We start from the raw sequence: 26,484 nt of genomic DNA on the forward strand, positions 1-26,484 counted from the left end.
CTCACACTTCGACCAGCGCGCCGCTCTTTGACGAGCGTACGATGGCTTCCAGCAATGCGATATTGTTGATCATGTCCTCGCCGGTGATCGGATAATCGGCCTCGCCGCGGACAGCACGGGCAAAGGCTCTCAGATTGTCGCGAACCGGTTCGGCTGGCGCCACTTCGCGAACCGTGATCGGCTGGTTCTTCCAGCCCTCGGTCACGATCCAGCCATCGGGTGCCTCGACATGCGCCTTGTCACGGACTTCGATCCATCCATCGGTGCCGAAGACGGCGAAACGGGAAATGAAGGGCGTGGCAAGGGTCGCCGAGACATAGGCCGTGCCTCCGCCGGCAAAGCGGATATGCGCGCTCATCGTATCGCCCTGCGGAATTTTTGAGGCGAGGTTCTCGCACACGACGCGAACATCCGTGGCGCGGCCCATCAGCTTCACGGCGAGGTCGGTCAGATGAATGCCTGTCGCCGTCATGCCACCGGCAGGTGCCTGGTCGGCCTTCAGCCGCCAGTTCGACGGGTCGAGGCCGAGGAACTTGTCATGGCTGAAATTTGCCTCGATCTGCAGCAGCCGACCGAGTCTTCCCGACTTGGCGGCTTCCAGGATCTCAGCGATCGGGGGCTCGAAACGACGCTCGTGACCCATGCCCAACACAAGCCCCGCCTTGCGGCAAAGCGCAACGGAGGCTTCGGCGCCGGCTCGGGTCAGATCGAGAGGCTTTTCGCAGAATACATGCTTGCCTGCGTCGACGACGCGCGCGATCTGCTCTCTGTGCAGCGAATGCGGTGTCGCAAGCACGACCGCTTCGATCGTCGGATCGTTCAGGGCTTCATCCATATCGGGCGAATACTGCAGGCCCATCTGGGCAGCAAAGGCTGCCGCCTCGGGGCTGGGATCAACGGCGCGCACGAAATGCATCTGTGCACCGCCCGCATTGACGAGGCTCGCCATCTTGCGGCCCCACCAGCCGAGGCCGACCAGAGCCGTCGCGACCGGGTTTTTCTCGACCACGGTCATCGATTGTCCACTCGCTTGTTAAAAGGGTGGATGTTGACGGTCTTCCACACGCCGGCCTTGGTGAAGGGATCGGCTTGGTTGAAAGCGACGACCTCTTCCTTGGTGTCGGCTTCGAAGACGAACAGCGAGCCGATCATGGTTTCGTTATCATCCGCCAGCAATGGGCCGGAAATCACGGTCTTGGTCTTGCCCGTCGAAAGATAGGCCTTGTGCGCATCGTAATTTGCGAGCCGCCTTTCGACTCCGCCCTCGTGATCAAGGCAATGGACAACGTAAAACATGGATAATTCCTTTCGAATTCAAGCGATGGAGTAGCCGCCATCGACCATCAACAATTGGCCCGTAATACCGCTCGCCGCATCGGAGAGCAGGAACGCGACCGTGGAAGCAATCTCTTCGGGTTTGATCAGCCGGTTGATCGGCGTATCGTCGAGCCATTTCCGCATGACGGCCGGCTGCGCGCGGCCGACCTCCGCCAGCATCACGGTATCGGTATAGCCCGGGCCGACAGAGTTGACGCGCACGCCGGATCTCGCCCATTCGGCCGCAAGCACCCGGCACATATGCGCAACACCAGCCTTCGACACGTCGTAGCCGACATGCAACTCCGGCCGGACGGCTTTGACACCGGCGATCGAGGCCGTCATGACGATGGCCCCGCGCCCGGCCGCAATCATCGATCTTGCGAAGGCCTGAACCGTCCAAAAGACGCCATCGAGATTGACCGACATAACCGTGCGCCAGTCCGCTTCACTGTGCTCCAGCGCCGTGCGCTCGTAAGACATGCCGGCATTGGCAAAGATGCCGTCGAGTGCGCCGAAGCGCTCAGAAACCTTTGCCGCCGCGGCCTCGACCGAGCCCTTGTCCGTCACGTTGAAGATTGCGGCTTCCGCCGTTCCTCCCGCCGCGCGAATGTCGTCGCGGGTCTTCTCGACGGAGGCGTCCCGATCAGCAGCAACGATCGTCGCTCCGAGCGAGGCCAGGTAACGGGAGGTGGTGCTGCCGATACCGCCGGCAGCACCGGTGACCAGGAATTTCCGACCGCTGAGATCCATCGGATTGTTCATGATCAGGCCTTCATGTTGACGAGAATCTTCATGTGGGTGGCCTTGGGATCGAGCAGCGCTTCGAAGCCCTTCTCAACCACGTCCTCAGGCGCGATCTCCGCCGTGACGACTTTTTCGACCGGGAAGATGCCGGCGCCGATCATCGAGGCGATGCGCGGCCAGATCGTGACCGGGTAGCACCAGGTCGCCTCAACGGTGATATCCTTCAGCGCCCAGAGCATCGCATCGACCGCGGCCGGTTTCACATGCAGACCGACCTGCACCACTGTGCCCCGGCGGCGCACGGCCTTGGCGCAAAGGTTCAGCGACGCTTCAGCGCCGACGCATTCGAGCGCGACATCCACGCCAACGCCTTCCTCCGTCTGATCGCGGAACAGCTTGTCGGTATCCGTTTCGCGCGGATCGAAGACGACCGCTTCGGGCACGAGCTTCTGTGCAAGCGCGCGACGGTTCGGATTAAGCTCGGAGACGAAGATCTTGGTTGCACCGGCAGCCTTGGCTGCCAGCAGGACCAGCGCGCCGATCGGACCGACGCCGGAAACAAGCACGCTGCTGCCACTGGTCACGCCACCGCGATCGACACCGTAGAGTGCAACGGCAGCCGGCTCGATCATGGCAGCCTGAACATCCGAGACCGTGTCCGGCACCGGAATGGCGTTGTAGCCATTGACGACGGCGCGCTCGCCCATGCCGCCCCAATCCCAGGAGAGCCCGACAACAGCCATGTTTTCGCTGAGATGGAAGAGGCCGCGGCGGCCATAATAATCATCGCGCGGCGAGATCAGCGGCTGGATGGAAACGCGCGAACCCGGGGAGACGTGCGTGACGTTCTTGCCCACTTCCAGGACACGCGCCGAAAACTCGTGGCCGAGAATCTGCGGCAGAGTGGCGCCGGAATAGGAATTTGGGGTCGCCGGGGTCACGATCGGACCTGCGATATACTCGTGCAAGTCGGTGCCGCAGATGCCGCAGACCAAGGGCTCTATCAGTACCATGTCGTCGCCGAGCGGGCCGCTAGGCGCGGGCACGTCTTCGACGCGGATGTCTTTCTTGGAGTAGTATCGTACAGCCTTCATTGCCATGCCTTTCGTGATTATTGTGCTGTCTGTCCGCCGTCGCGGGCCAAACGTGTTCTTCTCAGTTCAGCACCATGCCGCCGTCCACCATGACTGTCTGCCCGGTGATGTAGTCGGATGCATCTGATGCGAGGAATGTGGTGACACCCGCAATGTCCTTCGGAGACGAGACACGGCCGAGCAGGATCGCTTGCGAGAACTCGTTGAGCGCCTGCTCCGGCTTTTCAGTCAGTCCGTGTTGCATGAATTCGCGGTCGAGCTGTTCCCACAGCTCCGTCTTGACGACGCCGGGCGCGAAGCAGTTCACGGTGATCTTGTGCTCCGCGAGCGCCCGGGCCGCGGCCTGCGTAATTGCGACCACCGCGAATTTCGAGGCGCAGTAGTGCGCAAACAGCGGATAGCCCTGTTTGCCGGCGATAGAAGCGGTATTGACGATCTTGCCGCCGTGATCCTGTGCGATCATCTGCCTTGCAGCTTCCTGGGTTCCGATGAGAACGCCAAGCCCGTTGATCTTCATGATCCGGTCGAAATCTTCTTCCGTCACATCGAGGAACGGGCAGGTCTGGCTGATGCCGGCGTTGTTGAACATGACGTCCAGACGGCCGAAGCGCCAGACGGTCTCCTCGATCAAGGCCTTGACGCTTTTGCGATTGGAGACGTCTACGGCAACAGCAATCGCGCTCCCGCCAGCCGACGAAATCTTCGAAGCCGTCTGCTGCGCCGCGTCGGCATTCAGGTCCGCGATGACGACATGGGCGCCCTTTTCGGCGAGATCAGAGGCAATGCCTGCGCCGATACCCCGGGCTGCTCCAGTGACGATAACGACCTTATTATTGACCAACCCATTCATAGCATTCTCTCGTATTGAGCCAGACTTCTATGCCGCCGCGCAGCTTCAGGCCGCGCAGCAATTCACGGCAATTCATTCGACAGATTGTGAGGAGCTGTTCGCTTCCGCCGGCGCTTTAGGCGCAGCGGTCGAGCAATGTACGATACGGGATGATGGGTGCGTAGAAGATGCGATGACGCTCTCCGCCTTACATCTCATCTCAAATCCTCCTCCGAAAGACTGATTAGAGCGCTGGCAACAAAGTACCGCTTGCGGAAACACATCGCGTCCGCAGCATCTATAGTTTGTTGACGGCTTATATTCCTCCCATAGGAACCGCCGTGCGATCCGAAAAGAAAGCTAGAGGATGAACCTGTGCTTCGACAAACCTTTAATTATCCAAAATGGATATTTTCAATGCAGCAATCGATCTGGTTCAGACGATAAGATTTCAAATGGGAGGAAGCGGCGCTTGCGCCGAACGATACAAAGTATTCAGCTCAGCTCATGCGCTCCTCCATGAAATAACGGCATTGGATATTTCTGGCCGGCAAACGCCGCGAGGGAAGGAAGGTTGTGCATGAGTGAGACGTTGAGAGTGGGATGGGCCGGCATCGGAAAGATGGGCGCCCCGATGAGCAGACGTGTCCTTGAAAACGGATTTCCTCTGACCGTCTACGAGCCACTTCCCGAGAACCGCGCCTCCGTTGTCGCGCAGGGCGCAAACGTGGCGCATGCACTGGAAGATCTGGTCGAGGCGGCCGACGTGGTGATGCTCACCATCCCGAACGACGCGGTTCTCCGTCAGCTGACATTGGCTCCTTCCGGCCTCGTCGAGCTGCTGAATCCCGGTCAAATTCTCGTGGAGATGAGCACCGTTTCTCCCGAGCTCTCGGCCGAAGTCGCCGAAGCGCTCGGCCGCAAGGGTGTCGCCTATCTGCGCGCGCCCGTTTCCGGAAGCACCGTGACCGCATCGTCCGGCATGCTGTCCGTCATGGTCTCGGGGCCGGATGAGGCCTATCGCAGGATCGAGCCAATTCTTGCAAGTTTCTCGTCCAAGCAATTTTATCTCGGCGGCGGCGAGGAGGCACGTTATCTGAAGCTGGTCCTCAACGCCCTGGTGGGAGCGACAGCCGCTCTGCTCGGCGAAGCGCTGACGCTCGGGCTGAAGGGCAATCTCTCGGTCGAGACAATGCTGAACGTCATCTGCGAAAGCGCGGTCGCCTCGCCGTTGATCGCCTACAAGCGGGATCTGCTGGTCAATCGCAATTTCGACCCGGCATTCTCTGTCTCTCAGATGATGAAGGACTTCGATCTGATCCTCGGAGCGGCGAAATCAGACCATGTGCCCATGTACCTCGCCTCCATGATCCGGCAACAATATGAGGCGGCATTTGCCGAGGGACTTGCCGAGAAGGACTTCTTCGTTCTTTTCGAGCAGTACGAACGGCTTGCGGGCATGACGCGGGAAAAGACATCAGGGTCTCAGACCCTGAAAGCCATCTGAGCGGACTGGCGAAAGGAAATATTGCCAGCTAATCTGATCGTCGATAGCGCGACGGTTGGGAGGCCGACGTGAACGAATATGAAATGCTGCGCGTCATCGATTTCATCGAGAAAACGCGCCGCCCATTCAGGGAGGTTGTCGAGGCGGCCGACGAGGATGCGATCTGGCTGATCGTCACCTTCCTGATCAAATCGCATATCTTGAGCCAGACTGTCTCGATCTCGACGCTCGGGCAGGAATCCGGCCTGCCCTATGCAACGTCAATGCGGTTGATCAACCGTCTCATCGACGGCGGCTATATTCTCAAGGTCGCCAAGGGCTCGACAGGCAAGAGCTTTGCGCTGCAGCCGAGCGAGCAACTGCTTCGATCCTTCGAGGTCTATGCCCGCAAGACCAAATCGCTCCTCGCCCAGACCTTGGGACTGCGCGCTGGCGAGGAGGAGGACGAGTATTACTTCGGCGGCACGCCGCTCGGTTCGCAGATCATCCCGCCAATGCGGCTTGTCCAGAAGCGCGCCGAGTCGCAGATCGAACTCCGTTTCCTGTTGAACGACGACAATTACTTCTCGGCAATGCGGAACATGTGGGCAGACTTCCGCAACAATCTCGCATCCCGCAAGAATTTCGATCTTCTGCCGCTCCCGGATCTCTACTTACGGGCGCGCGAAAACGGCGCCAAGCCGCTTTCCGACTACGATGTCATCGCCATCAACATGCCCTGGCTCGGCGAGTTCGCCGAAAGCGGCGTCATCCGGCCGATCGATCAGTACATTCAGAAGACCGGCATCAATCCGCTCGATTTTCATCCGTCGATCTGGTCCTCGGCGACCTGGGAGGGCCGCGACTACGGCGTTCCGGGCTATTGCACCGTCGAGCTTCTCGCGGCGCGCAAGGATCTGTTCGCCGATGCGGGCCTCTCCTTTCCCAAGACGTTCGACGACGTCATCAGTGCCGGACGCAAGTTCCATGCGCCTGACGAAGGGATGTTCGGCGCGGTGTGGGACGGTGCGCGCGGCATGCCGATCGCCTCAAGCTTCCTGTTCTTCATGGGCGCCTGCGGTCAGCCGGCAATCTCGCTGCGCAAGACCCGCTCCGGCTTCACGCTTGACGGCGCCAATCTGGAAGAGCTGAGCTGCACCATACTGTCCGACGCCGGCTTTGCCGCGCTCGACTATATGCGCCGGCTGATGGAAATCTCGCCGCCGAAGATCCTCGAACTGGCCTGGGACAAGACCCTCGAAGTATTCCTCAAGGGCAAGGCGAGCCTCGGCTATTTCTGGACCATGCGGGCCGCCCGCTTCGAATATGACGTCCAGTCCGTTGTTAAGCGTCGCGTCGAATATCTGCCGCAGCCCTATGGCCCCGGCGGCACGCGCGCCTCACCCATCGGCGGCTTTCTCTTCTGCATTCCGACCAATCTGCCGGAAGAACGGGTGGAGCTTGCCGCGGATGCGATTGCCTGGATGGCGTCGCGCGAAGCGATGAAAGCGCATGTGAAGAACGGATTCCCGGTCGCGCCGCGCTTTTCGGTCAGCGCCGATCCGGAAGCAGCCGCCAGCTCACCGATCGTCCGCTTCGTGGATCAGCTGGCAAAGAAGAACCTGCTGCATACCTGGCAGCGGCCCAAGATCCCGCAATATACGACGATCGAGAAGGTTCTCGGCGAAGAGATCCACGATGCGCTGCTCGGCAATAAATCGCCGAGACTTGCGCTGGAACATGCCGCCGCGCAGATCGAAGCCAGCCTCAAATCCGCTCACAAGACCTGGCCGAGACAGAGCGTCGTCTGACGGACGTGGCTTAAGCGGCAGCCCCTTCGAGCAACCGCCTGTGCGCATCTGCATCGGCTGCGCTGTAGTGCAGCCGAGCAATCTTACTTGATGATGCCGAGCTTGCTACGGTCCGTGGTCAATGCGACTGCCACCAATGCCGTCAGGCCGAAGACGATGTTCTGCGCCGTCGGCTGGACGCCGATGATGACGGTCACGATGCGCAGCCATGCGGTGATCAGGCCGCCGACGACAGCGGGAAAGAGGCCACCCACGCCGCCTGAAATCGCGGTGCCGCCGAGCACGACGCCGACGATCGACAGCAACAACAGATTACCGGCAAGTGTCGGCGAGCTGAAGGTCGTGATCGAGATCAGGAAAAGACCTGCAACCGCAGCACAACCGGCCGAGATCGCGAAGATGATGGTTCGCGTTGCGACGACGTTGACGGCAGACATGATCGCCGCTCTTTCGCCGGTTCCCAGCGCATAGATATCACGCCCGAGACGGAGATAGCGAAGCAGGAAACCCAGTACAGCAATAATGACGATCAGCGCTATGATGGTATTCGGAATGTCGCCGGTGCTGTTCGACAGATAGCTGACGAAAATATCGTTGTCGGGAATGGGCTCCGCCGTCGCGTTCGACAACAAGAGTGCCAGGCCAGATAACATGCTGAGCGTGCCGAGCGTGACGATGAAGGACGGCAGCTGCAGCCATGAATGCAGGAAGCCCTGCGTCGCACCGAACGCCATGGCGATCAGAATGACGACGACCGACGTCCACGGTCCGAAGATCGGATTGAGGACGACGACCAGAACCCCCGTTAGCGACGCGACGCCGGCGACGGAAAGATCGATGCTTCCCGCAAGGATCGGCAGCGTTCCCCCGATGACCAGCGCGATGATCGGCGCCGCATCGGATAGGAAGCTGACGAGTGAATCCACCTCGATCACCCCGGGAGCGATCATGGCGCTGATCGCCACGAGCGCGATAAGCACGAGCAGGGGACCAAATCCTCGCAACACGGCCGATCGGCCCCGGAGGGTGGCGATCAATGTGCTGTCCGTTGCATTACTCATGGTCGTTATCCCTTATTCCAGATTCATTTCGCAAGACGGAAGGCGGCTCATGTCAGACCATGGCTGCGACGACTTCCTCTTCCTTGGGCATCTCGCCGCTTGCCAGATCGAAGTGCGCGGTGATTTCGCCATCCCGCATGACGACGATGCGGTCGGAAAGCTCCAGCAGCTCCGAAATCGTGTCGCCGACGAAGACGATCGAGAGGCCCTTCTCTGCCTGCTCCCGGATAACCGCGAAGAGATCGTCGCGCGCGCCGGGATCCAGCCCTCGGCTCGGATGGTCGAGAAAGAGAACCTTCAGCTTCTTGGCCATCAGCCATTTGGCAAGCACGGTCTTTTGCTGGTTGCCGCCGCTGAGGCTCGAAATCGGCGCATAGGGTGTGTGCATCTTCACCTTGAGCCGCTTCATCCACTCCAACGCCGCCGGGCGCTCCTTACCGCGCTGCAGGAGGAGGGAGCGCCAGCCGTAGTCGAGGCCGAAGGTGAGGACGGCATTTTCGAACAGCGACCGGCTCGGGAGCATGCCCTCGGCGCGACGGTCTGCGGGCAGATAGCCGATGCCTTCGCGAACCGCCGTCCGCGGGCTGCTCGGCGCCACCACCCTGCCCTCGATCGCGATCTTTCCCGTGTCGACGCGTTCGGCGCCGAACACTGCCCTGCAGACTTCCTCGGCGCCGGAGCCCAACACACCAGCAACGCCGAGAATCTCGCCGCGGCGCAGCTCGAAATTGACATTGCGGAAATGCTGTCCGCTGCCCAGCCGCTCAATCTTGAGAACCGGCGTCGAGCCGGGTGACACGAGTTTCCGGTCAGATCGGACATCGGTCGCACGTTGCCGCCCAACCATCAATTCATAGAGCTCGTTGCGATCCACGGAACCACTGTCCCGCTCGGCCACCTTGCGGCCATCAGTCATGACGACGATGCGATCGCTGATCTCAAGAACTTCCTCCAGCCGATGCGACACGAAGACGATCGTCGCGTTTCCGCGCAGGCGGTTGATCTGCTTGAAGAGAAGCTTGATCTCTTCAGGCGTCAGTACCGAGGTCGGTTCGTCGAAGAGGATGATCGGCGGGCGATCGACGAGCTCCTCGATCGCCAGCACCTTCGCAAGTTCGACCTGCTGGCGCTCGGCAAAGCGCAGATCCTCGACCAGCGCGCGTGTCGGCAGTTCGACGGAAATCTTATGCAGCTGTTCCTGGGCGGCCTTGTTGAGCGCGCCCCATCGGTAGAGCCCGTTCTTCTTGGCGGGGTGCGGTTTGTCGAGGAAGATGTTTTCTGCAACCGTCAGATTGGGGATCAGCGACTGCTCCTGATGGACCATGCCGATGCCGTAGCGGCCGGCTGTCGCGGCGGAATCGAGCACGATGGGCTGCCCGTCGAGAATGATCTGGCCTTCATCGGGCGAAGTCAGCCCCGCCAGGATCTTCAGCAACGTGGACTTGCCGGAACCATTCTGGCCGATCAGGCCGAGCACCTGGCCGGCCCGGATTTCCAGATCGATGCCTTCAAGCGCAACGACGCTGCCATAGGTCTTGCGGACACCTTTGAGAACGAGCGAGCCTGTCATTTTACGACCCTCAGTTTGCGACGGCGATGCCAGCCGCCTGCAGCGACGGCGACGACGATGACCGCGCCGCTGATGATATGACGCGTATAGGGACCGGCACCGATCTGGATCAGGCCGTTATTCAGCACCTCAAGCAGGAGGGCACCCAATGCGGATTGAACCGCGCCGCCCCGTCCGCCCGTCAGAACGGTGCCGCCGAGAACCGCAGCACTGATCGCGGGAAACAGAAGTCCGTTACCGATATTCGCGTTGCCGGTGCTGAGCTGCGCAGACAGCAGCACGCCGCACATGCCCGCGAGCAGACCGCAAATGGAAAAGGCTGCGATCTTTACCCACCGAATGCGCAGGCCGGACGCGACGAGCAGGCCTTCATCTCCGCCGATCGCATAGATCATACGGCCGAGCCGCGTGAAATTCAGGACCAACTGACTGATTATGATGATGGCGATCGCGATATAGACGACGAGGCTCAGATCGAAGACGCGGACACGCGCCAGGTTGAGAATGAGTGGATCGTTGATCTGCGGGACGCGCGACGGAAAGAGAACGGCGGCGATGCCGAGCCCGACGAACCAGGTTCCGAGCGTCACGATCAGCGACGGCATCTGCAGCACCGCATTGAGCACAGCGTTGAAGAAGCCGAAGCCGAGACCGACCGCCAGCGCCGCCAGCAGGCCGACCATGCCGTAGTCATTGCCGTTGACGCCATTGGCGACCAAGAGGGCAACGATCATGCTCGTCGTCGCCATGGTGCCTTCGACCGAGAGATCGATGGAACCCATGATGACGACGAAGCTGATAGCAGCGGCGAGAATGGCTGGAACCGCCGCTGCCTCGATCACGGATTTGAGGTTGTCGATCGTAAAGAAGCTACCGCTGACCAGCTGGAAGCCCACGGACAACACGATGAGCGCCACAATTGGGCCTGCAAACTGCGTCCATGACGACTTGCTTCTGATTTCGCCGAAAAGCGTCAGCGAGCGAGCGCCGGTTTTGGAGTTCATACTGGTAGCGGCGTCCATCGACCCCTCCTCCGATTACTTGTTCTCGTTTGCGCCTTCCGGAATCTGACCTGCCGAGTCCTTCCAGAAGTCCTTCTTGATTTCGTCGTAGGTGTATTTCGGCGCGTTCTTCTTCAGGTCGAGATACTTGTCGACGTTATCCTTGGTGACGACGTCCTGCTTCAGATAGAAGTCCCGCTGGGCATGCGTCAGCTTTTCGGGGTCGATATCGCCGATGGCTGCTGCATAGGCGATCGACATGGAAACCGCGCCCTGGAGTACCGGATCGTTCCAGACGGTCGCCAGCATGTCGCCGTTCTTGACCATTTCCAGACCGATGTTCGAACCGTCGGAGCCGGTAACCAGAACCTTACCGTTCAGGCCCTTTTCCTTGAGCGCAGCAACGGCGCCGCGGCCCATGGCATCGTTCGATGCGAAGATGCCCTGCAGCTGATCGCCATAGCGGGCGAGCCAGGTGCGCGTGATATTCTGCGCCTTTGTTTCCTGCCAGTCACCCACCTGCGTGTCGACGAGTTCAAGGCCCGGGCATTCCTTCAGACCTTTCTTCAAGCCGGCGATGCGCTGATAGGCCGGCGGCGTGGACGGCACGCCTTCGATCGCGGCGATCTTGCCCTTGCCGTTCAGCGCCTTGCAAAGCGCCATGACCTGATAGTAGCCGGACATCACGCCGTCGAAAGAGGTGTGGGCGACCCAATATTTGGAATCCGTGTCCCAGGGATGGATATCTTCCGGGCGGTTCCAGATCGTGACGACATGTACCTTCGACTTGGCCGACCGGTTGACCACCGCCTTCACGAAAGCATTCGACGACGGGTCCGTGGCAAGAGCGCACTGGTTGCAGCCGGCGGAATAGGTGGCGCCGAGCTGCGCCAGCAACTGGTCGCCCTGATAATTGCTGGTGAGTACGGTCGGATCCTTGCCGAGCGATTCACCGATATCCTTCACTCCCTGTAGATATTCAGACCAGTATTCGGACGCGGTCTCGTCGATACCGACGATCAGCTTGCCACCCTTTGCCTCGTCGGCGTTGGCGTGCACAGCCGGCAGCGCGATGCCCGCACAGATGGCCGCCGATGTTACGAGCCATCGCGCGACGGCTCCGAATTTCAGATGCGATTTCATGCCATTCTCCTCCTCAGGTTAAAAGTTCATGCTCATCCGCAGCCCACCGCCGACATCTATCGGCGGTCAGCCACAGTCTGGTATGTCTCGATCAGCAGGGCTGAGTTTTCCGGCCGCGCTTCGATCCGGCCGGCCTCGATGTCGTAGGCAACCTCCATCACGCGCTTGTTCACCGGCGCCTGCTGGCCATGGGCCGCAAGGATATCGACGACCCAGCCGTTGACTTCCTGCACCTCCGCGCGGCGCCCCTTGCGCCAGTCCTGCAGCGATGTCGTCAACGTGTCGGCCTGCGAGAAAGTCTTCAGAACTTCTTCGAATATCTGGTCGACATAACGCTCGGGATGATTGGTGGTGACCGGCGGCATGCCGATGATCGGAATGATCTTGGCGCCGTCCGCCAGAGCAGCGTGCATGGCTTCATATCCGGCAGCCCGCATGACTTCGAGCATGCCGGGCGCACGCGCGGCATCCGCCAGCGGCAGGTTGATGATCGCCGACGGAATGAGTTCCGCCGCGTTGACGACAAGCTTCATCCACTTGGCGGAGCGAATGTCTTCCATGACTTCGACCGTGCCGGAATTGCGTAGGAGCTCGGCGACGGCTTCGACCCGCGGCTGCGTCTTCGGATCGAGCGCACCAAGCGCGAACCAGGACGTTTCAGGGTCGTTCTGGCGGTTGGTGACACCGGGCACGAACATGTTGGAGGCGATTTCGATGACCGCACCGATCGTCCGCTCGCGGCCGACGACATCAGCGATATCCTCATGCGTCATGCCATTTTGCAGACCGATGATCAGGCCGTCGGGCGCGAGGCAGGGCTCGATCAGCTGGCAAGCCCACTTGGTGTCGTAAGCCTTGACCACGAGAAAGACGAGGTCGAAAGGTTCCTTGATTTCCGCGACCTGGCAGAGATGCAGCGCCGGAACCTTGGCATTGATCGTCCGGCTCGGCAGGTTCACGGTGATCCCGTTTTCACGGATGGCGTTGACGTGATCCGGCCACTGTTCGATGAAGGTAACGTCGAGGCCGGCCAATGCGAAGTCGGCTCCGATGGACGCGCCCTGTGCCCCGGTTCCCAGAAATGCGATCCGCGGGCCGCGCGCCTTATCCCAACTCATGTGTCTCTCCTTCTCCAGTTGCGTGCGGCTCATGCACGCGATGTTTTTGCAAATCTTGCCGATCGCCCCGCCCTTGTGGCCGGCGCTTTCAAACCGATGTCATGTTTCGAAAAGCGCGCTGTTCGACGCCTGCGCCGTCAAATATCCCCGCTCGATTGAGCGGGCGAGTTCGACGATCCGTTCGTTGACCGGCGCAGCCTGCCCCGCTCTCTTCAGCGTCTCGACAACGTGACCGTTGATATCGAGAACCTCGGCGCGCCGTCCCTTGCGCCAGTCCTGAAGGACCGTCGTCAACGTATCCGGCATCATGAATGTCTTGAGCACCTCGTCGAAGATCGCATCGACATGGCGCTCCGGATCGTTGGTCGTTGTCGCGGGCATGCCGAGGATCGGAACGATGCTTGCGCCATCCGCCTGCGCGGCGCGCATCGCTTCATATCCAGCAGTTCGCATCACCTTTTCCATGCCGGGCATCCTGACGGCCTCAGCAAAGGGCAGGTTCAGGATCGCCGACGGAACCAGCTGTGCCGCGTTGACGATGAGCTTCATCCACTTGGCAGAGCCGATGTCGTCCGTCACTTCGACGCGGCCGCTCACCCGCAGCAGCTCTGCAATTTTCTCGACGCGCGGCCTGTTTGCAGGCTCCGCCGCGCCGAGTGCAAACCAGGACGTATCGTGATCGTTCTGTCGGTTTGTCACGCCGGGCACGAACATATTCGACGCCATGTCGAAGACGGCACCTACCGTGCGCTTGGCGCCGACGACCGATGCGATCGCATGCTGCGTCATGCCGTTCTGCACGCCGACGACAAGGCCGTCAGAAGCCAGCACCGGCTCGACCAGCTGGCATGTCCAGCGGGTGTCATAGGCCTTGACAACCAGAAAAATGATGTCGAAACGCTCACGCAATTCGGCCACTTGGCACAGATGCTTTGCGCGAACGTTTGCATGAAGAGATCGCGTCGGCAGATTGACCGTGACGCCGCTCTCGTTCATGGCGTCAACATTTTGCGGCCACTGCTCGATAAAGGTTACGTCGAGGCCTGCCAGCGCAAAATCAGCACCGATCGACGCACCTTGCGCGCCGGTTCCGGCAAATGCGATCTTCAGATTGCGCTCTAAATCCCAGGACATCGTGCGTTTCTCTCCATTCCCCGGCACCGCACCGTGCCGCTCCATGGGAAGCATGGTTAGAAGCCGTTGCCGATTGAGTCAAGTGCAAACGTTTGCTCATCTGTGCAACTATTTCTGAGATTGAAGGGTGACTTCATCAAAATTATGTAAATTTAATAATGGCTTGATATGATTGAAATGACGCGCAACCGTTTGTCAAAAAATCTTGTTTGCACCGAAATCTGAAACGAACCAGCGTGCTGCAAGGCAGTTTCAGTTCAACAAATCGTGCGCAAAATCAACCATGAGGGGAAAGGTTTGTAGTTTTTATGTATTTATAGTCGCACACCCCGGGAAACGGCTACCCTCGAGGCGAGATAACCATCAAACCAGAGAGGTCCGATCAGCCATCTTGTGTGCAAAGGTTTGATCGCATACTTTCCCAGTCAGTCGAATCCTGATGTGATGTAGCCGGCCCCGAATGAGCGATACCCCGCAACGCCAGCAAAGTAAGCGCCCGCGCGTGACGATTGTCGACGTCGCGAACAGCGCTGGCGTGCATGTCTCGACGGCGTCGCGCGCGCTGAACCCGGGAACGAGCCACCGGATATCGAGCAAGGTCGTCCGCAAGATCGAGAAGGTTGCCGAGCAGCTTGGCTACAAGCGCAACAGTCTCGCCTCGAGCCTTCGGACACAGAAGACCGGAACGATCGGCCTTATCGTCCCCAATCTCAGCGACCCCCTGTTTTCTCCCATCATTGCATCTGTGGAAGAACGTGTAGCCCAGGACGGCTACGTCACCTTCGTCGCGAACTCCGACTATAGTCCAGCGAAACTGCGCTCGATAGTCGAGCGCATGAGCGGCCAGTTCGTCGCCGGATTGGTCGTTGCCAGCTTCGAGCTGAATGACCCTTCGGTCGATCTCTGCCTGGAACTCGGCATTCCGACCGTTGCCGTTCTTCGCGACCCGCGCGATGCCCGGATATCATCCGTCGCGATGGACGATGCGTCCGGCGTTCAGGCGATGGTCGAGCACATTCTCGATCTTGGCCACAGGGATATCACTTACGTCACTCCGCCGCTCGCCGCTTCCACCGCTCAAAACAGGTTGGTCGGCTTCAACGCGGCAACACGCCTTGCGAAGGCGGCCGGCTGCCGTTTCAATGTTGTCGAGGCGCGAGCCTATGATGTCGTCGAGGGTGAGCGGATCATGACGGATATGCTCGCATCCGGGCTGACCAGCACCGCCGTCCTAGCCTTCAACGATCTTCTGGCCGTCGGCTGCCTTGTTGCGCTGAAATCGGCGGGCGTCGCCTGTCCCGGGCAGATCTCGCTCACCGGCGTCAACGATCTGCCCTTCATGAACATGCTGTCACCGCCGCTGACGACTTTGCACACGGCCGGCCGCGATCTCGGATTCGAAAGCGCGGACCTTCTTATGAGCCTGATCAAAAATCACGTGCAGCCGGTGAAGCGTGTCTTGCTCACACCTCATGTCGTGCTGCGGGGCAGTACCGGCCCGGCACGCAAGTCCGAACCAACTTCCGATCCTTCATCGATTGCAGCCCGATCTGGCGCGATCACCGTTTGAGCCGTATGGACATCATCGCGGCGAAATCATCGTCAGCAGCCGAATGTCCGGATCGACTTTGAAGAATTCCGCCTTTCGCGCGACCAACTCCCGCAGATACGGCGTCTCCATATGCTCGTCCAGCGCTTCACGGCTGGTCCAGTTTTCATAGAAGGCGAAATTCGCGGGATCTTCTTCGCTTTGATGCAGATGATAATCGAGGCAACCTGCTTCCGCGCGCGTCCGCTCGATCAGCGACATCAGAAATGCCTTCGTGTCCTCGATCTTATCGGGACGCGCCACCAGATGCGCAATGACAGTAAGCTGCTCCGACATTCACTCTCTCCCTTCGATCGTCCAAGCCGTTCCGGTCGCCGCTTCATCAGGTGAAGCGGCAGCCGCCATTGACGTCTAGGGTGGCGCCGACGAAGTAGCTGGCATCGTCGGTGGAGAGGAAATGAATTGCGGATGCGATCTCCGCCGTCTCCGCGGGGCGCCCCATCGGGATCTTCGCCCACTCGATCTTGCGCATCTCGTCTGCGGAAATTCCACGCTTTTCGGCCTCGACTGCCAGCGCATTGAAATGCATCGGCGTGTTGATGTTGCCCGGCGCCACGCAATTCACGCGAATATCAGGCGCTAGCTCCGCGGCGACGCTCTGCGTCAGAGAAATCAATGCAGCCTTCGATGCGCAATAGGGGGTGAAAAAGGCATGTCCCTCCCGGCCCCAATAGCTGCCGACGTTCACGATAGACGCATTGCCGCCCTTTCGCAGCAGCGGCACGCAGGAGCTGATGAACTTGACGTTTGCCCGCAGATTGATGTTCTGAACCCGGTCCCAGAGAGCCATATCCATATTTTCAATGGCGACGGCCGGATGATTGATCGCTGCCACCAGCCCCAGGAAACGCAGGGGAATATCAGTTTCGCCGGCTGTCGCCGCGACACGATCGACCTCCTGGTCGTTGGTGATATCCATCTGGACACCCAGGCAGGTCCGTCCGAACTCGTTCGAAAGGTCTTTCGCCAGGCTTGCGATATCTGTGGTCCGGTCACAAAGGATCATCGACCAGCCGCTTTCCGCGAAGCGCCTAGCAGTTGCTCGCCCAACCTCACCCGCAGCGCCCGTGAGAATGCAAAGCTTCGTATCTGTCATTATTCTGTAGCCCTCCCATGCTCGCCGGAAAGGGTACAAATAAATGTCGGGATGAAAACGGCGCAATTATCCATTTTGGACTTAGCGTGTGGAAGCTCGCCTTGGGTAGCCAGATCAGGATTGGGAAATTGGCAGCGTGGGACGGCGGCGCTCCTCGACTTCATTCGAGCCGGCGCCGCCATCTTCTGGGTCGGTAAAATTCAATGCCGAGGCGGCACATTGCCGAATAGAGGCCCCAGGCCCTCGGCGATAGTCAGGTGAACGATGACCGCCTCGCGCAGCTTTGGATACGGCAACTCCGCGAGCATTGCGACCTGAACTGCAGCGGCAACTTCGCCCGCTTCCGAACCGATCATCGTGAAGCCGAGAATACGGTCATCCTCCGCGCTGACGACAGCCTTCATGAAGCCCTCAGTCTCGCCCGTCGCTTCCGTGCGCAACACGTTGCTCATCGGCAGCGTGGCGACACGAACAGCAGTGCCACGCCGCTTCGCCTCGCCTTCGCTCAAACCCACGCGCGCAAGCGGCGGATCGGTAAACATGACATAAGGAACAAGCCTTTCATCCGTACGGCGGTTGCCACCGGCCATGTTGTCGCGGACAATGCGGAAATCATCGACGGAAACATGGGTAAATTGCGGGCTGCCGGCGCCCTCGCCGATTGCCCAGACACCGGCGGCCGTGGTTTCCAGCCTTTCATTGGCACGGATAAAGCCACGCGCATCGACTTCGATGCCGGCAAGCTCAAGGCCGATGCCATCGGTATTCGGCACGCGGCCCACGGCAACCAGGAGATCGCTGCCCTCTACCCTGGTCTCGCCATTTGCGGTGCGCAGGCTTACCGCGACCTCGTCGCCGGAAAGACCGTGCACCTGCAGCGGCTGAGCCCATAGCAGCACTTCGATGCCTTCGTCCCTCAAGATACGCAGCATTTCCTCGGCCACATCGGCATCTTCACGTCCCATTAGCTGGCCACCGGGCTCGATTATCGTCACGCGACTGCCAAAACGGCGATATGCCTGGGCCATCTCGATACCGACATAGCCCCCACCCAATACGATCAGATGCGCAGGCAGATAGTCCAATTCGAGCGCTTCGATATGGGTTAGCGCACGGGCGGCTTCGAGGCCGGGTATGTTGGGGATCGCAGCGTGCGTACCGACATTAACGACCACCTGGGGACCCGTCAGCAACCGGGTGCCGCCATCGTTCAACTGTACTTCGATCGTGCGGGGCGCTACGAAACGTCCGCTACCCATGATCAGCTCGGCGCCGCTAGTCTGGTAGGCGTTGAGGTGGAAGGCTATCTCGCCTTCAATCATCGCCTGCTTGCGCTGGCGCACCTTCGCCATATCGACGCTGATCGGCCCGGTTATCGTACCATATTCCCCTGCCTTCCGCGCGGTATGAGCAACGTGGGCGCTCCACAACTCATTCTTGCTCGGCAGGCAAGCGACAGCGGGGCAGGAACCGCCGACCCACCGGCGCTCTATCGTTGCAACCTTTTGCCCCGAGCGCGCCAAATGCCATGCGAGAAGCTTGCCGCCCTGGCCGCTGCCCAGAATGACGACGTCAAAATGTTCCGGTTCCTGCATGAGATTCCTCCATCGATCTGATGTTGTCGATGGAGAGAGGCTACGCGCTCCGCTCGAGCTTGTTAATGCCGAATTAGCTCGATATTATGCTCAATCATCTCAAATCAGGAGCGCTATGTAATGGATTGGCTCAGCCATCTTCTCTCGGCAATGCCTGTGAGCGGGCGCCTCGACTTGCGATGTCTTTATGGTGCGCCCTGGCGCATCGACCAGGCGGCCGCAGAACAAGGAGCGATGGCCTATCACGCTGTTTTGTCCGGATCGGCGATCGTGGAAGATCCGTTTAGTGGAATCCCGCAGCGGCTCAACGCGGGCGATATTCTCATGATCCCCAGCGGCATCGCGCACAGCCTCCATGACGGCAGCGGCGAGCGCCCGGTCCCAGCCGTCAGCCGGCCGGCTCTCAATCTCGTTTTCAGCGAGAATGCCGGGACGGGTGAGCGCCTGGATATGCTCTGCGGCCATTTTGTTACCTCACCCCCGCACAATCGCATGCTGCGAGCCTACCTGCCATCTCTTCTGATCATAAGGGAGCCCCAGGAATTCGTGTCGGGTGCTCGCAGTACGGCCGCAGCCCAGGTGCGCAGCCTTATCGCCTTGATGCGAACCGAATCCGGCGAGGAGAGTTTGGGAAGCCGGGCCATGTTGAATGCGTTTTCGGCTGCCCTGTTCACTTTGGCGCTGCGACTGGCGAGCGAGGCCGCGGACACGCCGGTCGGCTTGCTGGCGCTGGCGGGGAACCCCCGCCTTGCATCAGCCCTGACGGCGATGTTCGAGAACCCTGCGCACCCTTGGACGCTGCCAAATCTGGCGCGCCTTTGCCACATGTCGCGGGCCTCGCTTGCCCGGCATTTTCAGGGAAGCCTTGGGCGCTCCGCCAGCGACCTCCTGCTCGATATCCGCATGACTCTGGCCGCCAATGAATTGCGGAAACCGGGGCAATCCACCGGCGCGATCGCCGCCATGGTCGGTTATCAATCGGAAGCTGCCTTCCAGCGCGCTTTCAAGCAGCACGCCGGGATGACAGCGTCACAATGGCGGCGTGCGATGAAGCCAAGGGAAAATCTATCGGTGGCGCTACGTCAGAGATCGCATTCCCGCGGACGGCTCAGTGAATCCGCATCAAGTGACGAAACCTCGCTTGGCGGCGATCAGGGCAGCAGCAGCGCGTGTGCTGACACCAAGTTTTCGGTATAGGTTCTCGACATGCGTTCCGGCGGTGCTTGGAGAAATGCCAAGTTTCCGCGCGATCTCTCTGTTCGAGCGGCCCCTTGCCAGATGCGACAGGACCTCCTGTTCCAGCGGTGTGACGGGCACGGCTGAAATAGTGGTTTGGGACGGGAGCAAACTGCGGGACATCCCGCGGGCGTGTCATGACCGCCTTGACGGACTCGACATCAAGCCTGCCCGCAGCGACCTCCTCTGCGATCGGATCCGAGGCAGCCGGCGCGTGGCTCCGAGGCTCTTCCGCGGGCTTCGTAACCGTTGCCACCAAGACGCAGGCTTGCAGGGCTCTGGCCGCCTTCTGCTGGGATAGTCGCTGCCGTCTAATCGCTCAAAGGCGCGGCTGGCGAGAACGGCTTCATTTTCAAATATTGGAGCACGCTTGAGAGTGCGCTCGGTCCAATGCAGAATGAGCGAATGTGCTCCTCGTCCGCTTCACTGATAAGTCCTCTGCGCCCGAGGGTCGTGTTCGGAACCGCAACGCGGCCCAAGCCGTGGAAGAGAGCAGCCCGGACGAGGCGCTCGCCGGTCTCATGATCGAAATCCAGAACGGGCCGTGCGCGCGGCAATTTCAGCCACTCGCCGGGAACGCTATTTCGCTTTTTTTTGACGGAAGGGAGGGCTATTGAGTCGCTGCAGTAAACCCTCCCGCTCAGGCCGAGGGCGGAAGGCTTGCTTCTTCAATAACATCGCTCAAGGACTGATCATGTCCGAAGCCGCCGGATTTCGTGATCAGATGAGCGGTTGCGTCATTCAGCGTGAAGGCGGAAAGTGGAAGGCCTGTTTCGATTTCACCGATCGGATGGATCGTCTCGACGCCCGCAGCCCCCAGGATCGCAGCAGCAGTGTCTCCGCCGGATGCAATCAGCGTCCCTGGCATGTTGCGCAACATCATCGCGGCGATGCCCGTTCCGAGCCGCTCCGCGACGATTTCACTGCTCTCGGCTGTTTCGGTCTCGACACATCGAACCAGAGTGATGTCCGGCACCTGATCCAGGTCGGCGGGCACGTTACCGTTCGGGGCGATAATGACCGCGACGCGCTCTTCCGAAGCGATGAGATGCTCGACCTGCCGGATGGTGATCGGGTCACGCGACCCTATGACGATCAGCAGGGGAAATGTGAAATCCAGCGCCGCCTGTGACCCTGAGCCGATCGACAATCGATCCGCGAGCGCCTGTCCGAGACCCCTTGCACCAACGGCAAGCACCGCAGGGTTCTCCAGGATATGGTCGGCGACAAGCCCGAGATCAGAGTCCTCGATCACATCAGGCGCATAGACGTCGACATCATCAGGAAAGGCCGGAAGCGGAATTGGCTGATCGACCCCCCGCCCCGTGACATGTCCATTCTGCAGCAATCGTCCCTGCTCGGGGATGGCTGGAGCCAGGACGACGCGACCGCGCGCTAATCCCTCGAGCATCGCAACTGTCTCGGAGACGACATTGCCTTTGAGTCGGCTGTCGATCTTCTTGAAGTAAAACTCCGGCGAGAAGCGGCGCAATTCCAACGTGATGTCGAACAGCCGCGCCCCGGCGGCCGCGGCGTTCATATGCCGCGTTCCCGTGGCAACGGTCAGCACGTCAGGATCTTCCGCAAGCGCGCGCTTCAAATGGTCGCCGCTCAGCGCGACCGTGACCTTCATACCCAGCTTCGCAAACGGCGTCGCGGTATCGATCGCGCCGGTCAGGTCGTCGGCCACAATGGCAATTTTCAATGGCATGGCTGTCCTTCCGGGCAAGCGGGCTGGGAGTATTCCTAGGCAAAGCGCGCAAGCGCGTCAAATAAAATGATCCAATCGATCATTTTTTGGCAATTTGATTGAAAACGTCACAGAATTGGGATTAATTGCGTCACGGAACCGGCGTCGTGAGATCGCTGCGATCATGAAAGGCTACAGAATGACGAAACCGATCATCGCGATTACTATGGGGGATCCCGCGGGCATTGGCCCCGAGGTCATCGCCAAGGCACTCTCGACCCCCGCGGTCGAGAATTTCTGCCGACCGTTCGTTGTCGGCGATGTGGATAGGCTGCGGAAGGCGGCCGCCATCGTCGGGACGACCACCGAAATCCGCCTGCTGGACGCGATCGGAGACAGGAAGGAAGGCAGCATCAATGTGCTGCAAGCCGTCGAAATGCCTTCCGATCTTCCCTTTGGCGCAGTCAGCCGCGAAGGTGGCGAAGCGGCCTATCGATGCATCGTGTCCGCGGTGGAACATGCCCAGGCCGGGACGGTCGACGCGATCTGCACCGCACCTCTGAGCAAGGAAGCATTGCATCTGGCAGGTTACCGTTACCCCGGCCACACCGAACTCATCGCCCACCTGACAAGCACGGCTGAAGTATCGATGATGCTTGCCTCCCCCAAACTGCGCGTGGTGCACGTGACAACCCACATCGGTCTCATCGACGCGATCGCCAAGATCGAGCCGGGGCTTGTGCTTCGCACCATCGAGCGCGGTCGGGCCGCCCTGCTCGGCATGATGGGACGCGAGCCCCGCATCGGCGTTTGCGCGATCAACCCGCATGCCGGCGAAAACGGACTCTTCGGTCACGACGAAGAGGCGATCAAGATCACGCCCGCGGTTACCGAGGCAGTGCGCCTCGGTTACGACGTCACCGGCCCGCTTGCCGCCGACACGCTTTTCTTCAGGGCAGTGCGCGGCGATTTCGACCTGGTCGTTGCCATGTACCACGACCAGGGCCATGGCCCGGTCAAGGTTCTCGGCATCGAGGAAGGCGTTAACGTCACCGTCGGCCTGCCGATCGTGCGGACCTCCGTGGATCATGGCACCGCCTTTGATATTGCCGGAATGGGCAAGGCCGACGAGCGCAGCCTGATCTACGCGCTGCAGCAGGCTGCGATTCTGTCTGGTAAAGCAGCCTGATTGTGATATCCGGCGAATGAATATCGATCAGCGCACGATCTCGTCGCCGCGCTGATCGAGGAACCGACCCGAAACGTGAGGAGGCTACATGACCGGCTTCAACCGGCGAAAGGAAGCCTTGCTTCGGCTGCTCCAAACGGGAGCGCCGAGTGTCAATGCTCTCAGCGCAGCGCTCGACGTCTCGGTCGCGACAGTGAGGCGCGATCTGGCGGCGCTCGCCGACGAAGGCGTGATTGCCCGCACCTATGGCGGAGCAACGCTGCTACAGCGAGCCGAGTCAACTTTCGATTTCAGAAGGCAGTTGGCGGCAGCAGCAAAGCGTAAGATCGCTGAGGCAGCATTCGAAGAGGTAAAGGGCGCCTCGACCGTCTTTCTCGATGCCGGAACGACAATCGGCACCTTTGCTGAAACGCTCGCCCTAATGCAGGATCGGCTGAACGGCCTTGTCGTTGTCACCCAATCGCAACGCGTCGCAGCCAGCCTCGCAAAGGTCTCGTCTATTGAGCTGTTCCTTCTCGGCGGCCGCTATCAGGCCCATTCGGAAGGCGTATTCGGTCCATTGGCCGAAAAGACGATCGAGGCTTTCCGCTTTGACAAAGTCTTCCTCGGTGCTGATGCGGTTTCGGCACGGTTCGGGCTGGGGGAAACGACGCTGGAACAGATCCGCCTGAAGGAGATCGCCATGCAGCGATCGACAAACGTTTGCGTCCTGGCAGACGATACAAAGTTTCATGATCAGGATTTGCCATTTTGGGTGACGCTCCCTGTGGGCGCAAAGGTCATCGCCAACGACATGCCTCAACAGTTGCGAGATGAATTCCGAAGAGCCGCCATTGAGATCAAGGCCTGAAACCTCGTTTGAACTGAAGGCTTACCGAAGCGAACCAGAGTTCGCTCCCGTGAAAAATTTCATCGCGATGACGAGCCATTGCTTTGGAAGCACGATCGGCCAGTTGAGCCAATCGGTAAGTCATCGCTTGCAACGAAACTGAATAGCTGCTTATCTGGCTGCAACTCTGGGAGGGGAAAATCATGAGGGCATTTATCGATCGTCATATGACGAGGATGCTGACACTTGCCGTCGGCTGTTCCGCGGTAGGCGTTATCGCAGAACTCGTACTGCTCAAATAGGATAAGCGCTGGGTTATGTTCTCCTCCGCGTTTTGCTAGTGTTCGAAACAGCAATGCCGTGGAGGCCTGAAATGACCCCTGCTCGATTTACCGAATGCCTTCTACATATCCGCTGGACGCCGATCAATCTGGCGAGCGCGCTCCAGTGCGACTTGTCGTGGATTGAAGCTCTCGAGGCCGGAAATGCCACGGTACCAGCAGATCTTGCCGCCTGGCTTGAGACGCTTGCCCAATGCCATGAGGCAGCCGGCATCCCGACAAAATATCGCGGGCATGGGCACGACTGACCACGCAACGTGAACGGCTACGCATGTAGACTTGGGCGCAACCGAAGCTGCGCCCAAGCAAAATGTTGCGATCAAACGAGGTCGAAACGGTCGGCGTTCATGACCTTGTTCCAGGCCGCAACGAAGTCCTTGACGAACTTCTCCTTGGCATCGGACTGGCCGTAGACTTCCGCCAGAGCGCGAAGCTGCGAGTGCGAACCGAAGATCAGGTCGACGCGGGTACCCGTCCACTTGAGTTCGCCAGACTTGCGGTCACGGCCTTCATAGACGCCGTCCTTGCCGGCAAGCGGAGACCACTGCGTGCCCATGTCGAGCAGGTTGACGAAAAAGTCGTTCGTCAGCGCCTCGGGACGCGATGTGAACACACCATGCTCCGGTGCACCCGCCCTCAGCACGCGAAGCCCGCCGAGGAGAACCGTCATTTGCGGCGCGGTCAGGCTCAGCAGCTGTGCGCGGTCGACGAGAGCCTCCTCAGGCTTCATGAACTGCGGGCCGCCGACATAGTTGCGGAAACCATCGGCACGCGGCTTCAAGGCTTCGAACGAATGGGTATCGGTCTGCGCCTCGGAAGCGTCCATGCGGCCCGGCGTGAACGGCACTGACACGGCGTGACCGCCTGCCTTTGCAGCCTTCTCGACACCGGCTGCACCGGCAAGGACGATCAGATCAGCCAGCGAGATCTTCTTGCCGCTGCTTTGTGCGGCGTTGAAGTCCTTCTGGACGCCTTCGAGAACACCGAGCACCTTGGCAAGCTGCGCGGGCTGGTTTGCTTCCCAATCCTTCTGCGGCGCAAGGCGGATGCGCGCGCCGTTAGCGCCGCCCCGCTTGTCGGAACCGCGGAAGCTGGAGGCGGAAGCCCAGGCGGTCGAGACGAGTTCCTGTACGGAAAGGCCGGTTGCGAGGATCTTTTCCTTCAACGCAGCAATATCCGCGTCGTCGATAAGCTTGTGATCCACGGCCGGGATCACGTCCTGCCAGATCAGATCTTCAGCCGGCACTTCCGGACCGAGGTAGCGGACCTTCGGTCCCATATCGCGATGGGTCAACTTGAACCAGGCACGGGCGAAGGCATCTGCGAACTCTTCCGGATTTTCAAGGAAGCGACGCGAGATCTTTTCATAGGCCGGGTCGACGCGCAGCGCCAGGTCGCTGGTCAACATGGTCGGCAGATGCTTCTTCGAGGAATCGAACGCATCGGGGATGGACGCGTCGGCATTCTTGGCTTTCCACTGCTTGGCGCCGGCCGGGCTCTCGGTCAGCTCCCATTCAAAAGCGAACAGGTTTTCGAAGAAGTAGTTGCTCCATTTCGTCGGCGTCTGCGTCCAGGTGACTTCCAGGCCGGAGCCAATGGAGTCCTTGCCGACGCCCGTGCCGAACTTGCTTTTCCAGCCCAGACCCTGGTCTTCGATAGCGCTGCCTTCCGGCTCGACGCCGACGAATGACGGATCGCCAGCTCCGTGGGTCTTGCCGAAGGTGTGGCCACCGGCGATCAGCGCCACGGTTTCTTCGTCATTCATCGCCATACGGGCAAAGGTTTCGCGGATATCGCGTGCCGAAGCGAGCGGATCCGGGGTGCCGTTCGGGCCTTCCGGGTTGACATAGATCAAGCCCATCTGCACGGCGCCGAGCGGCTCCGCAAGCTCGCGTTCACCGCTGTAGCGCTCGTCGCCGAGCCAGGTGCCTTCCGGACCCCAGTAGAGCTCTTCCGGCTCCCATACGTCGGCGCGGCCACCGGCGAAGCCGAAGGTCTTGAAGCCCATGGATTCAAGCGCGACGTTGCCAGTCAGGATCAGAAGGTCTGCCCAGGAAATCCTGTTGCCGTATTTCTGCTTTATCGGCCAGAGGAGACGGCGGGCCTTGTCGAGGTTGACGTTGTCCGGCCAGCTGTTCAGTGGCGCGAAACGCTGCTGACCCTGACCCGCGCCGCCGCGGCCGTCGGTAATGCGATAGGTGCCGGCGCTATGCCAAGCCATGCGGATAAAGAGGCCGCCATAGTGGCCGAAGTCGGCTGGCCACCACTCCTGCGAATCGGTCATCAGCGCATGAAGATCCTTCTTGAGCGCATCGAGATCGAGCTTCTTGAATTCCTCGGCATAGTCGAACGTCTCGCCCATCGGATCGGAACGAACCGAATGGCCATGAAGCATCTGCACATTGAGCTGGTTCGGCCACCACTCGCGATTGCCTCTGCCGCGTGCGCTATTGCCATGCGGGACGGGACACTTGCCGGCGCTGTCGGGTTTTTGGTCGTCCATTAGCGTTCTCCTTGGATTGCTTCGATTTTCTGCCGTCGAAGGGAGCATCATCCGCCAAGCGGGCCGGGGCAATCCCACGCATCCT

23 protein-coding genes are annotated in these 26,484 nt (G+C 60.2%); 7 read left to right on the plus strand and 16 right to left on the minus strand.

What is annotated here, in order from left to right:
- Window position 1 precedes the first annotated feature (1 nt).
- The 5 genes from DTW90_RS16410 to DTW90_RS16430 form a co-directional block, all read right to left on the minus strand.
- Entirely contained in the window at window positions 2–1,015 is a 1,014-nt protein-coding gene (locus DTW90_RS16410; RefSeq protein ID WP_149339636.1) for a Gfo/Idh/MocA family oxidoreductase, read from the minus strand.
- Window positions 1,012–1,296 (minus strand): YciI family protein, encoded by a 285-nt coding sequence (locus DTW90_RS16415; protein WP_132523265.1) that lies wholly within the window; start codon window positions 1,294–1,296, stop codon window positions 1,012–1,014. The genes DTW90_RS16410 and DTW90_RS16415 overlap by 4 nt, the downstream gene beginning before the upstream one ends.
- 18 nt (window positions 1,297–1,314) lie before the next feature.
- Window positions 1,315–2,082: an SDR family NAD(P)-dependent oxidoreductase gene (locus DTW90_RS16420; protein ID WP_132523263.1), complete on the minus strand. Its 768-nt coding sequence runs from the start codon at window positions 2,080–2,082 to the stop codon at window positions 1,315–1,317.
- Between the two features lie 2 nt (window positions 2,083–2,084).
- Complete coding sequence (locus tag DTW90_RS16425) at window positions 2,085–3,158, minus strand: zinc-binding dehydrogenase (protein ID WP_132523261.1); 1,074 nt, start codon at window positions 3,156–3,158, stop codon at window positions 2,085–2,087.
- 61 nt (window positions 3,159–3,219) lie between these two features.
- Window positions 3,220–4,008 (minus strand): acetoin reductase, encoded by a 789-nt coding sequence (locus DTW90_RS16430; protein WP_149339638.1) that lies wholly within the window; start codon window positions 4,006–4,008, stop codon window positions 3,220–3,222.
- A 559-nt stretch (window positions 4,009–4,567) separates the two neighbouring features.
- Here DTW90_RS16430 and DTW90_RS16435 point away from each other — a divergent pair.
- Entirely contained in the window at window positions 4,568–5,494 is a 927-nt protein-coding gene (locus DTW90_RS16435; protein WP_132523257.1) for an NAD(P)-dependent oxidoreductase, read from the plus strand.
- A gap of 68 nt (window positions 5,495–5,562) precedes the next feature.
- Window positions 5,563–7,284 (plus strand): extracellular solute-binding protein, encoded by a 1,722-nt coding sequence (locus tag DTW90_RS16440; RefSeq protein WP_132523255.1) that lies wholly within the window; start codon window positions 5,563–5,565, stop codon window positions 7,282–7,284.
- 83 nt (window positions 7,285–7,367) lie between these two features.
- Here the strand turns inward: DTW90_RS16440 and DTW90_RS16445 are convergent, their stop codons facing one another.
- The 6 genes from DTW90_RS16445 to DTW90_RS16470 form a co-directional block, all read right to left on the minus strand.
- Complete coding sequence (locus DTW90_RS16445; protein WP_149339640.1) at window positions 7,368–8,345, minus strand: ABC transporter permease; 978 nt, start codon at window positions 8,343–8,345, stop codon at window positions 7,368–7,370.
- Between the two features lie 52 nt (window positions 8,346–8,397).
- Window positions 8,398–9,915: a sugar ABC transporter ATP-binding protein gene (locus DTW90_RS16450; protein ID WP_149339642.1), complete on the minus strand. Its 1,518-nt coding sequence runs from the start codon at window positions 9,913–9,915 to the stop codon at window positions 8,398–8,400.
- Window positions 9,912–10,937: an ABC transporter permease gene (locus DTW90_RS16455; protein ID WP_149339644.1), complete on the minus strand. Its 1,026-nt coding sequence runs from the start codon at window positions 10,935–10,937 to the stop codon at window positions 9,912–9,914. The genes DTW90_RS16450 and DTW90_RS16455 overlap by 4 nt, the downstream gene beginning before the upstream one ends.
- A gap of 15 nt (window positions 10,938–10,952) precedes the next feature.
- Window positions 10,953–12,059 carry a sugar ABC transporter substrate-binding protein gene (locus DTW90_RS16460; protein WP_132523247.1) on the minus strand — a complete coding sequence of 369 codons (1,107 nt, stop codon included), beginning with the start codon at window positions 12,057–12,059 and terminating at the stop codon, window positions 10,953–10,955.
- Window positions 12,060–12,115: 56 nt separating this feature from the next.
- The gene (locus tag DTW90_RS16465) at window positions 12,116–13,177 is read right to left on the minus strand and encodes a 2-dehydropantoate 2-reductase N-terminal domain-containing protein (RefSeq protein ID WP_132523245.1); all 1,062 of its coding nucleotides are present in this window, start codon (window positions 13,175–13,177) and stop codon (window positions 12,116–12,118) included.
- Between the two features lie 99 nt (window positions 13,178–13,276).
- Window positions 13,277–14,311: a 2-dehydropantoate 2-reductase N-terminal domain-containing protein gene (locus DTW90_RS16470; RefSeq protein WP_132523243.1), complete on the minus strand. Its 1,035-nt coding sequence runs from the start codon at window positions 14,309–14,311 to the stop codon at window positions 13,277–13,279.
- Between the two features lie 460 nt (window positions 14,312–14,771).
- Between DTW90_RS16470 and DTW90_RS16475 the strand changes: the two genes are divergently transcribed.
- Window positions 14,772–15,881, plus strand: a complete 1,110-nt coding sequence (locus DTW90_RS16475) for a LacI family DNA-binding transcriptional regulator (RefSeq protein ID WP_132523241.1) — start codon at window positions 14,772–14,774, stop codon at window positions 15,879–15,881.
- A 12-nt stretch (window positions 15,882–15,893) separates the two neighbouring features.
- Here the strand turns inward: DTW90_RS16475 and DTW90_RS16480 are convergent, their stop codons facing one another.
- From DTW90_RS16480 to DTW90_RS16490, 3 genes are all read right to left on the minus strand, one after another.
- Complete coding sequence (locus tag DTW90_RS16480) at window positions 15,894–16,196, minus strand: putative quinol monooxygenase (RefSeq protein ID WP_132523239.1); 303 nt, start codon at window positions 16,194–16,196, stop codon at window positions 15,894–15,896.
- Window positions 16,197–16,242: 46 nt separating this feature from the next.
- A complete protein-coding gene (locus DTW90_RS16485; protein ID WP_149339646.1) occupies window positions 16,243–17,016 on the minus strand; it encodes an SDR family oxidoreductase in 774 nt (257 codons plus the stop codon).
- 200 nt (window positions 17,017–17,216) lie between these two features.
- A complete protein-coding gene (locus tag DTW90_RS16490; RefSeq protein WP_149339648.1) occupies window positions 17,217–18,611 on the minus strand; it encodes a mercuric reductase in 1,395 nt (464 codons plus the stop codon).
- A 120-nt stretch (window positions 18,612–18,731) separates the two neighbouring features.
- Here DTW90_RS16490 and DTW90_RS16495 point away from each other — a divergent pair, with 120 nt between their 5' ends.
- Window positions 18,732–19,808, plus strand: a complete 1,077-nt coding sequence (locus tag DTW90_RS16495) for an AraC family transcriptional regulator (RefSeq protein WP_149339650.1) — start codon at window positions 18,732–18,734, stop codon at window positions 19,806–19,808.
- A gap of 679 nt (window positions 19,809–20,487) precedes the next feature.
- Here DTW90_RS16495 and DTW90_RS16505 read toward each other — a convergent pair.
- Window positions 20,488–21,558, minus strand: a complete 1,071-nt coding sequence (locus DTW90_RS16505) for a four-carbon acid sugar kinase family protein (RefSeq protein WP_149339654.1) — start codon at window positions 21,556–21,558, stop codon at window positions 20,488–20,490.
- Between the two features lie 178 nt (window positions 21,559–21,736).
- Between DTW90_RS16505 and pdxA the strand changes: the two genes are divergently transcribed.
- The 3 genes from pdxA to DTW90_RS16520 all read left to right on the plus strand — a co-directional run bounded on the left by pdxA (window position 21,737) and on the right by DTW90_RS16520 (window position 24,144).
- On the plus strand, window positions 21,737–22,726 hold the full coding sequence (gene pdxA, locus DTW90_RS16510) for a 4-hydroxythreonine-4-phosphate dehydrogenase PdxA (protein WP_132523227.1): 990 nt from the start codon (window positions 21,737–21,739) through the stop codon (window positions 22,724–22,726).
- An 88-nt stretch (window positions 22,727–22,814) separates the two neighbouring features.
- Complete coding sequence (locus DTW90_RS16515) at window positions 22,815–23,576, plus strand: DeoR/GlpR family DNA-binding transcription regulator (RefSeq protein WP_149339656.1); 762 nt, start codon at window positions 22,815–22,817, stop codon at window positions 23,574–23,576.
- A gap of 352 nt (window positions 23,577–23,928) precedes the next feature.
- Window positions 23,929–24,144 carry a hypothetical protein gene (locus DTW90_RS16520; RefSeq protein ID WP_132523223.1) on the plus strand — a complete coding sequence of 72 codons (216 nt, stop codon included), beginning with the start codon at window positions 23,929–23,931 and terminating at the stop codon, window positions 24,142–24,144.
- 71 nt (window positions 24,145–24,215) lie between these two features.
- On the opposite strand, the gene katG is transcribed toward DTW90_RS16520, so the two are convergent.
- Complete coding sequence (katG, locus tag DTW90_RS16525; RefSeq protein ID WP_149339657.1) at window positions 24,216–26,399, minus strand: catalase/peroxidase HPI; 2,184 nt, start codon at window positions 26,397–26,399, stop codon at window positions 24,216–24,218.
- Between the last annotated feature and the right edge of the window lie 85 nt (window positions 26,400–26,484).

Origin of the sequence: Neorhizobium sp. P12A (genome assembly GCF_008365395.1) — a bacterium.
GTDB lineage: Bacteria > Pseudomonadota > Alphaproteobacteria > Rhizobiales > Rhizobiaceae > Rhizobium.

Coding starts and splice junctions, on each gene's coding strand:
- DTW90_RS16410 (WP_149339636.1), bottom strand. CDS start 1,015: ATGACCGTGGTCGAGAAAAACCCGGTCGCGACGGCTCTGGTCGGCCTC.
- DTW90_RS16415 (WP_132523265.1), bottom strand. CDS start 1,296: ATGTTTTACGTTGTCCATTGCCTTGATCACGAGGGCGGAGTCGAAAGG.
- DTW90_RS16420 (WP_132523263.1), bottom strand. CDS start 2,082: ATGAACAATCCGATGGATCTCAGCGGTCGGAAATTCCTGGTCACCGGT.
- DTW90_RS16425 (WP_132523261.1), bottom strand. CDS start 3,158: ATGAAGGCTGTACGATACTACTCCAAGAAAGACATCCGCGTCGAAGAC.
- DTW90_RS16430 (WP_149339638.1), bottom strand. CDS start 4,008: ATGAATGGGTTGGTCAATAATAAGGTCGTTATCGTCACTGGAGCAGCC.
- DTW90_RS16435 (WP_132523257.1), top strand. CDS start 4,568: ATGAGTGAGACGTTGAGAGTGGGATGGGCCGGCATCGGAAAGATGGGC.
- DTW90_RS16445 (WP_149339640.1), bottom strand. CDS start 8,345: ATGAGTAATGCAACGGACAGCACATTGATCGCCACCCTCCGGGGCCGA.
- DTW90_RS16450 (WP_149339642.1), bottom strand. CDS start 9,915: ATGACAGGCTCGCTCGTTCTCAAAGGTGTCCGCAAGACCTATGGCAGC.
- DTW90_RS16455 (WP_149339644.1), bottom strand. CDS start 10,937: ATGGACGCCGCTACCAGTATGAACTCCAAAACCGGCGCTCGCTCGCTG.
- DTW90_RS16460 (WP_132523247.1), bottom strand. CDS start 12,059: ATGAAATCGCATCTGAAATTCGGAGCCGTCGCGCGATGGCTCGTAACA.
- DTW90_RS16465 (WP_132523245.1), bottom strand. CDS start 13,177: ATGAGTTGGGATAAGGCGCGCGGCCCGCGGATCGCATTTCTGGGAACC.
- DTW90_RS16470 (WP_132523243.1), bottom strand. CDS start 14,311: ATGTCCTGGGATTTAGAGCGCAATCTGAAGATCGCATTTGCCGGAACC.
- DTW90_RS16475 (WP_132523241.1), top strand. CDS start 14,772: ATGAGCGATACCCCGCAACGCCAGCAAAGTAAGCGCCCGCGCGTGACG.
- DTW90_RS16480 (WP_132523239.1), bottom strand. CDS start 16,196: ATGTCGGAGCAGCTTACTGTCATTGCGCATCTGGTGGCGCGTCCCGAT.
- DTW90_RS16485 (WP_149339646.1), bottom strand. CDS start 17,016: ATGACAGATACGAAGCTTTGCATTCTCACGGGCGCTGCGGGTGAGGTT.
- DTW90_RS16490 (WP_149339648.1), bottom strand. CDS start 18,611: ATGCAGGAACCGGAACATTTTGACGTCGTCATTCTGGGCAGCGGCCAG.
- DTW90_RS16495 (WP_149339650.1), top strand. CDS start 18,732: ATGGATTGGCTCAGCCATCTTCTCTCGGCAATGCCTGTGAGCGGGCGC.
- DTW90_RS16505 (WP_149339654.1), bottom strand. CDS start 21,558: ATGCCATTGAAAATTGCCATTGTGGCCGACGACCTGACCGGCGCGATC.
- pdxA (WP_132523227.1), top strand. CDS start 21,737: ATGACGAAACCGATCATCGCGATTACTATGGGGGATCCCGCGGGCATT.
- DTW90_RS16515 (WP_149339656.1), top strand. CDS start 22,815: ATGACCGGCTTCAACCGGCGAAAGGAAGCCTTGCTTCGGCTGCTCCAA.
- DTW90_RS16520 (WP_132523223.1), top strand. CDS start 23,929: ATGACCCCTGCTCGATTTACCGAATGCCTTCTACATATCCGCTGGACG.
- katG (WP_149339657.1), bottom strand. CDS start 26,399: ATGGACGACCAAAAACCCGACAGCGCCGGCAAGTGTCCCGTCCCGCAT.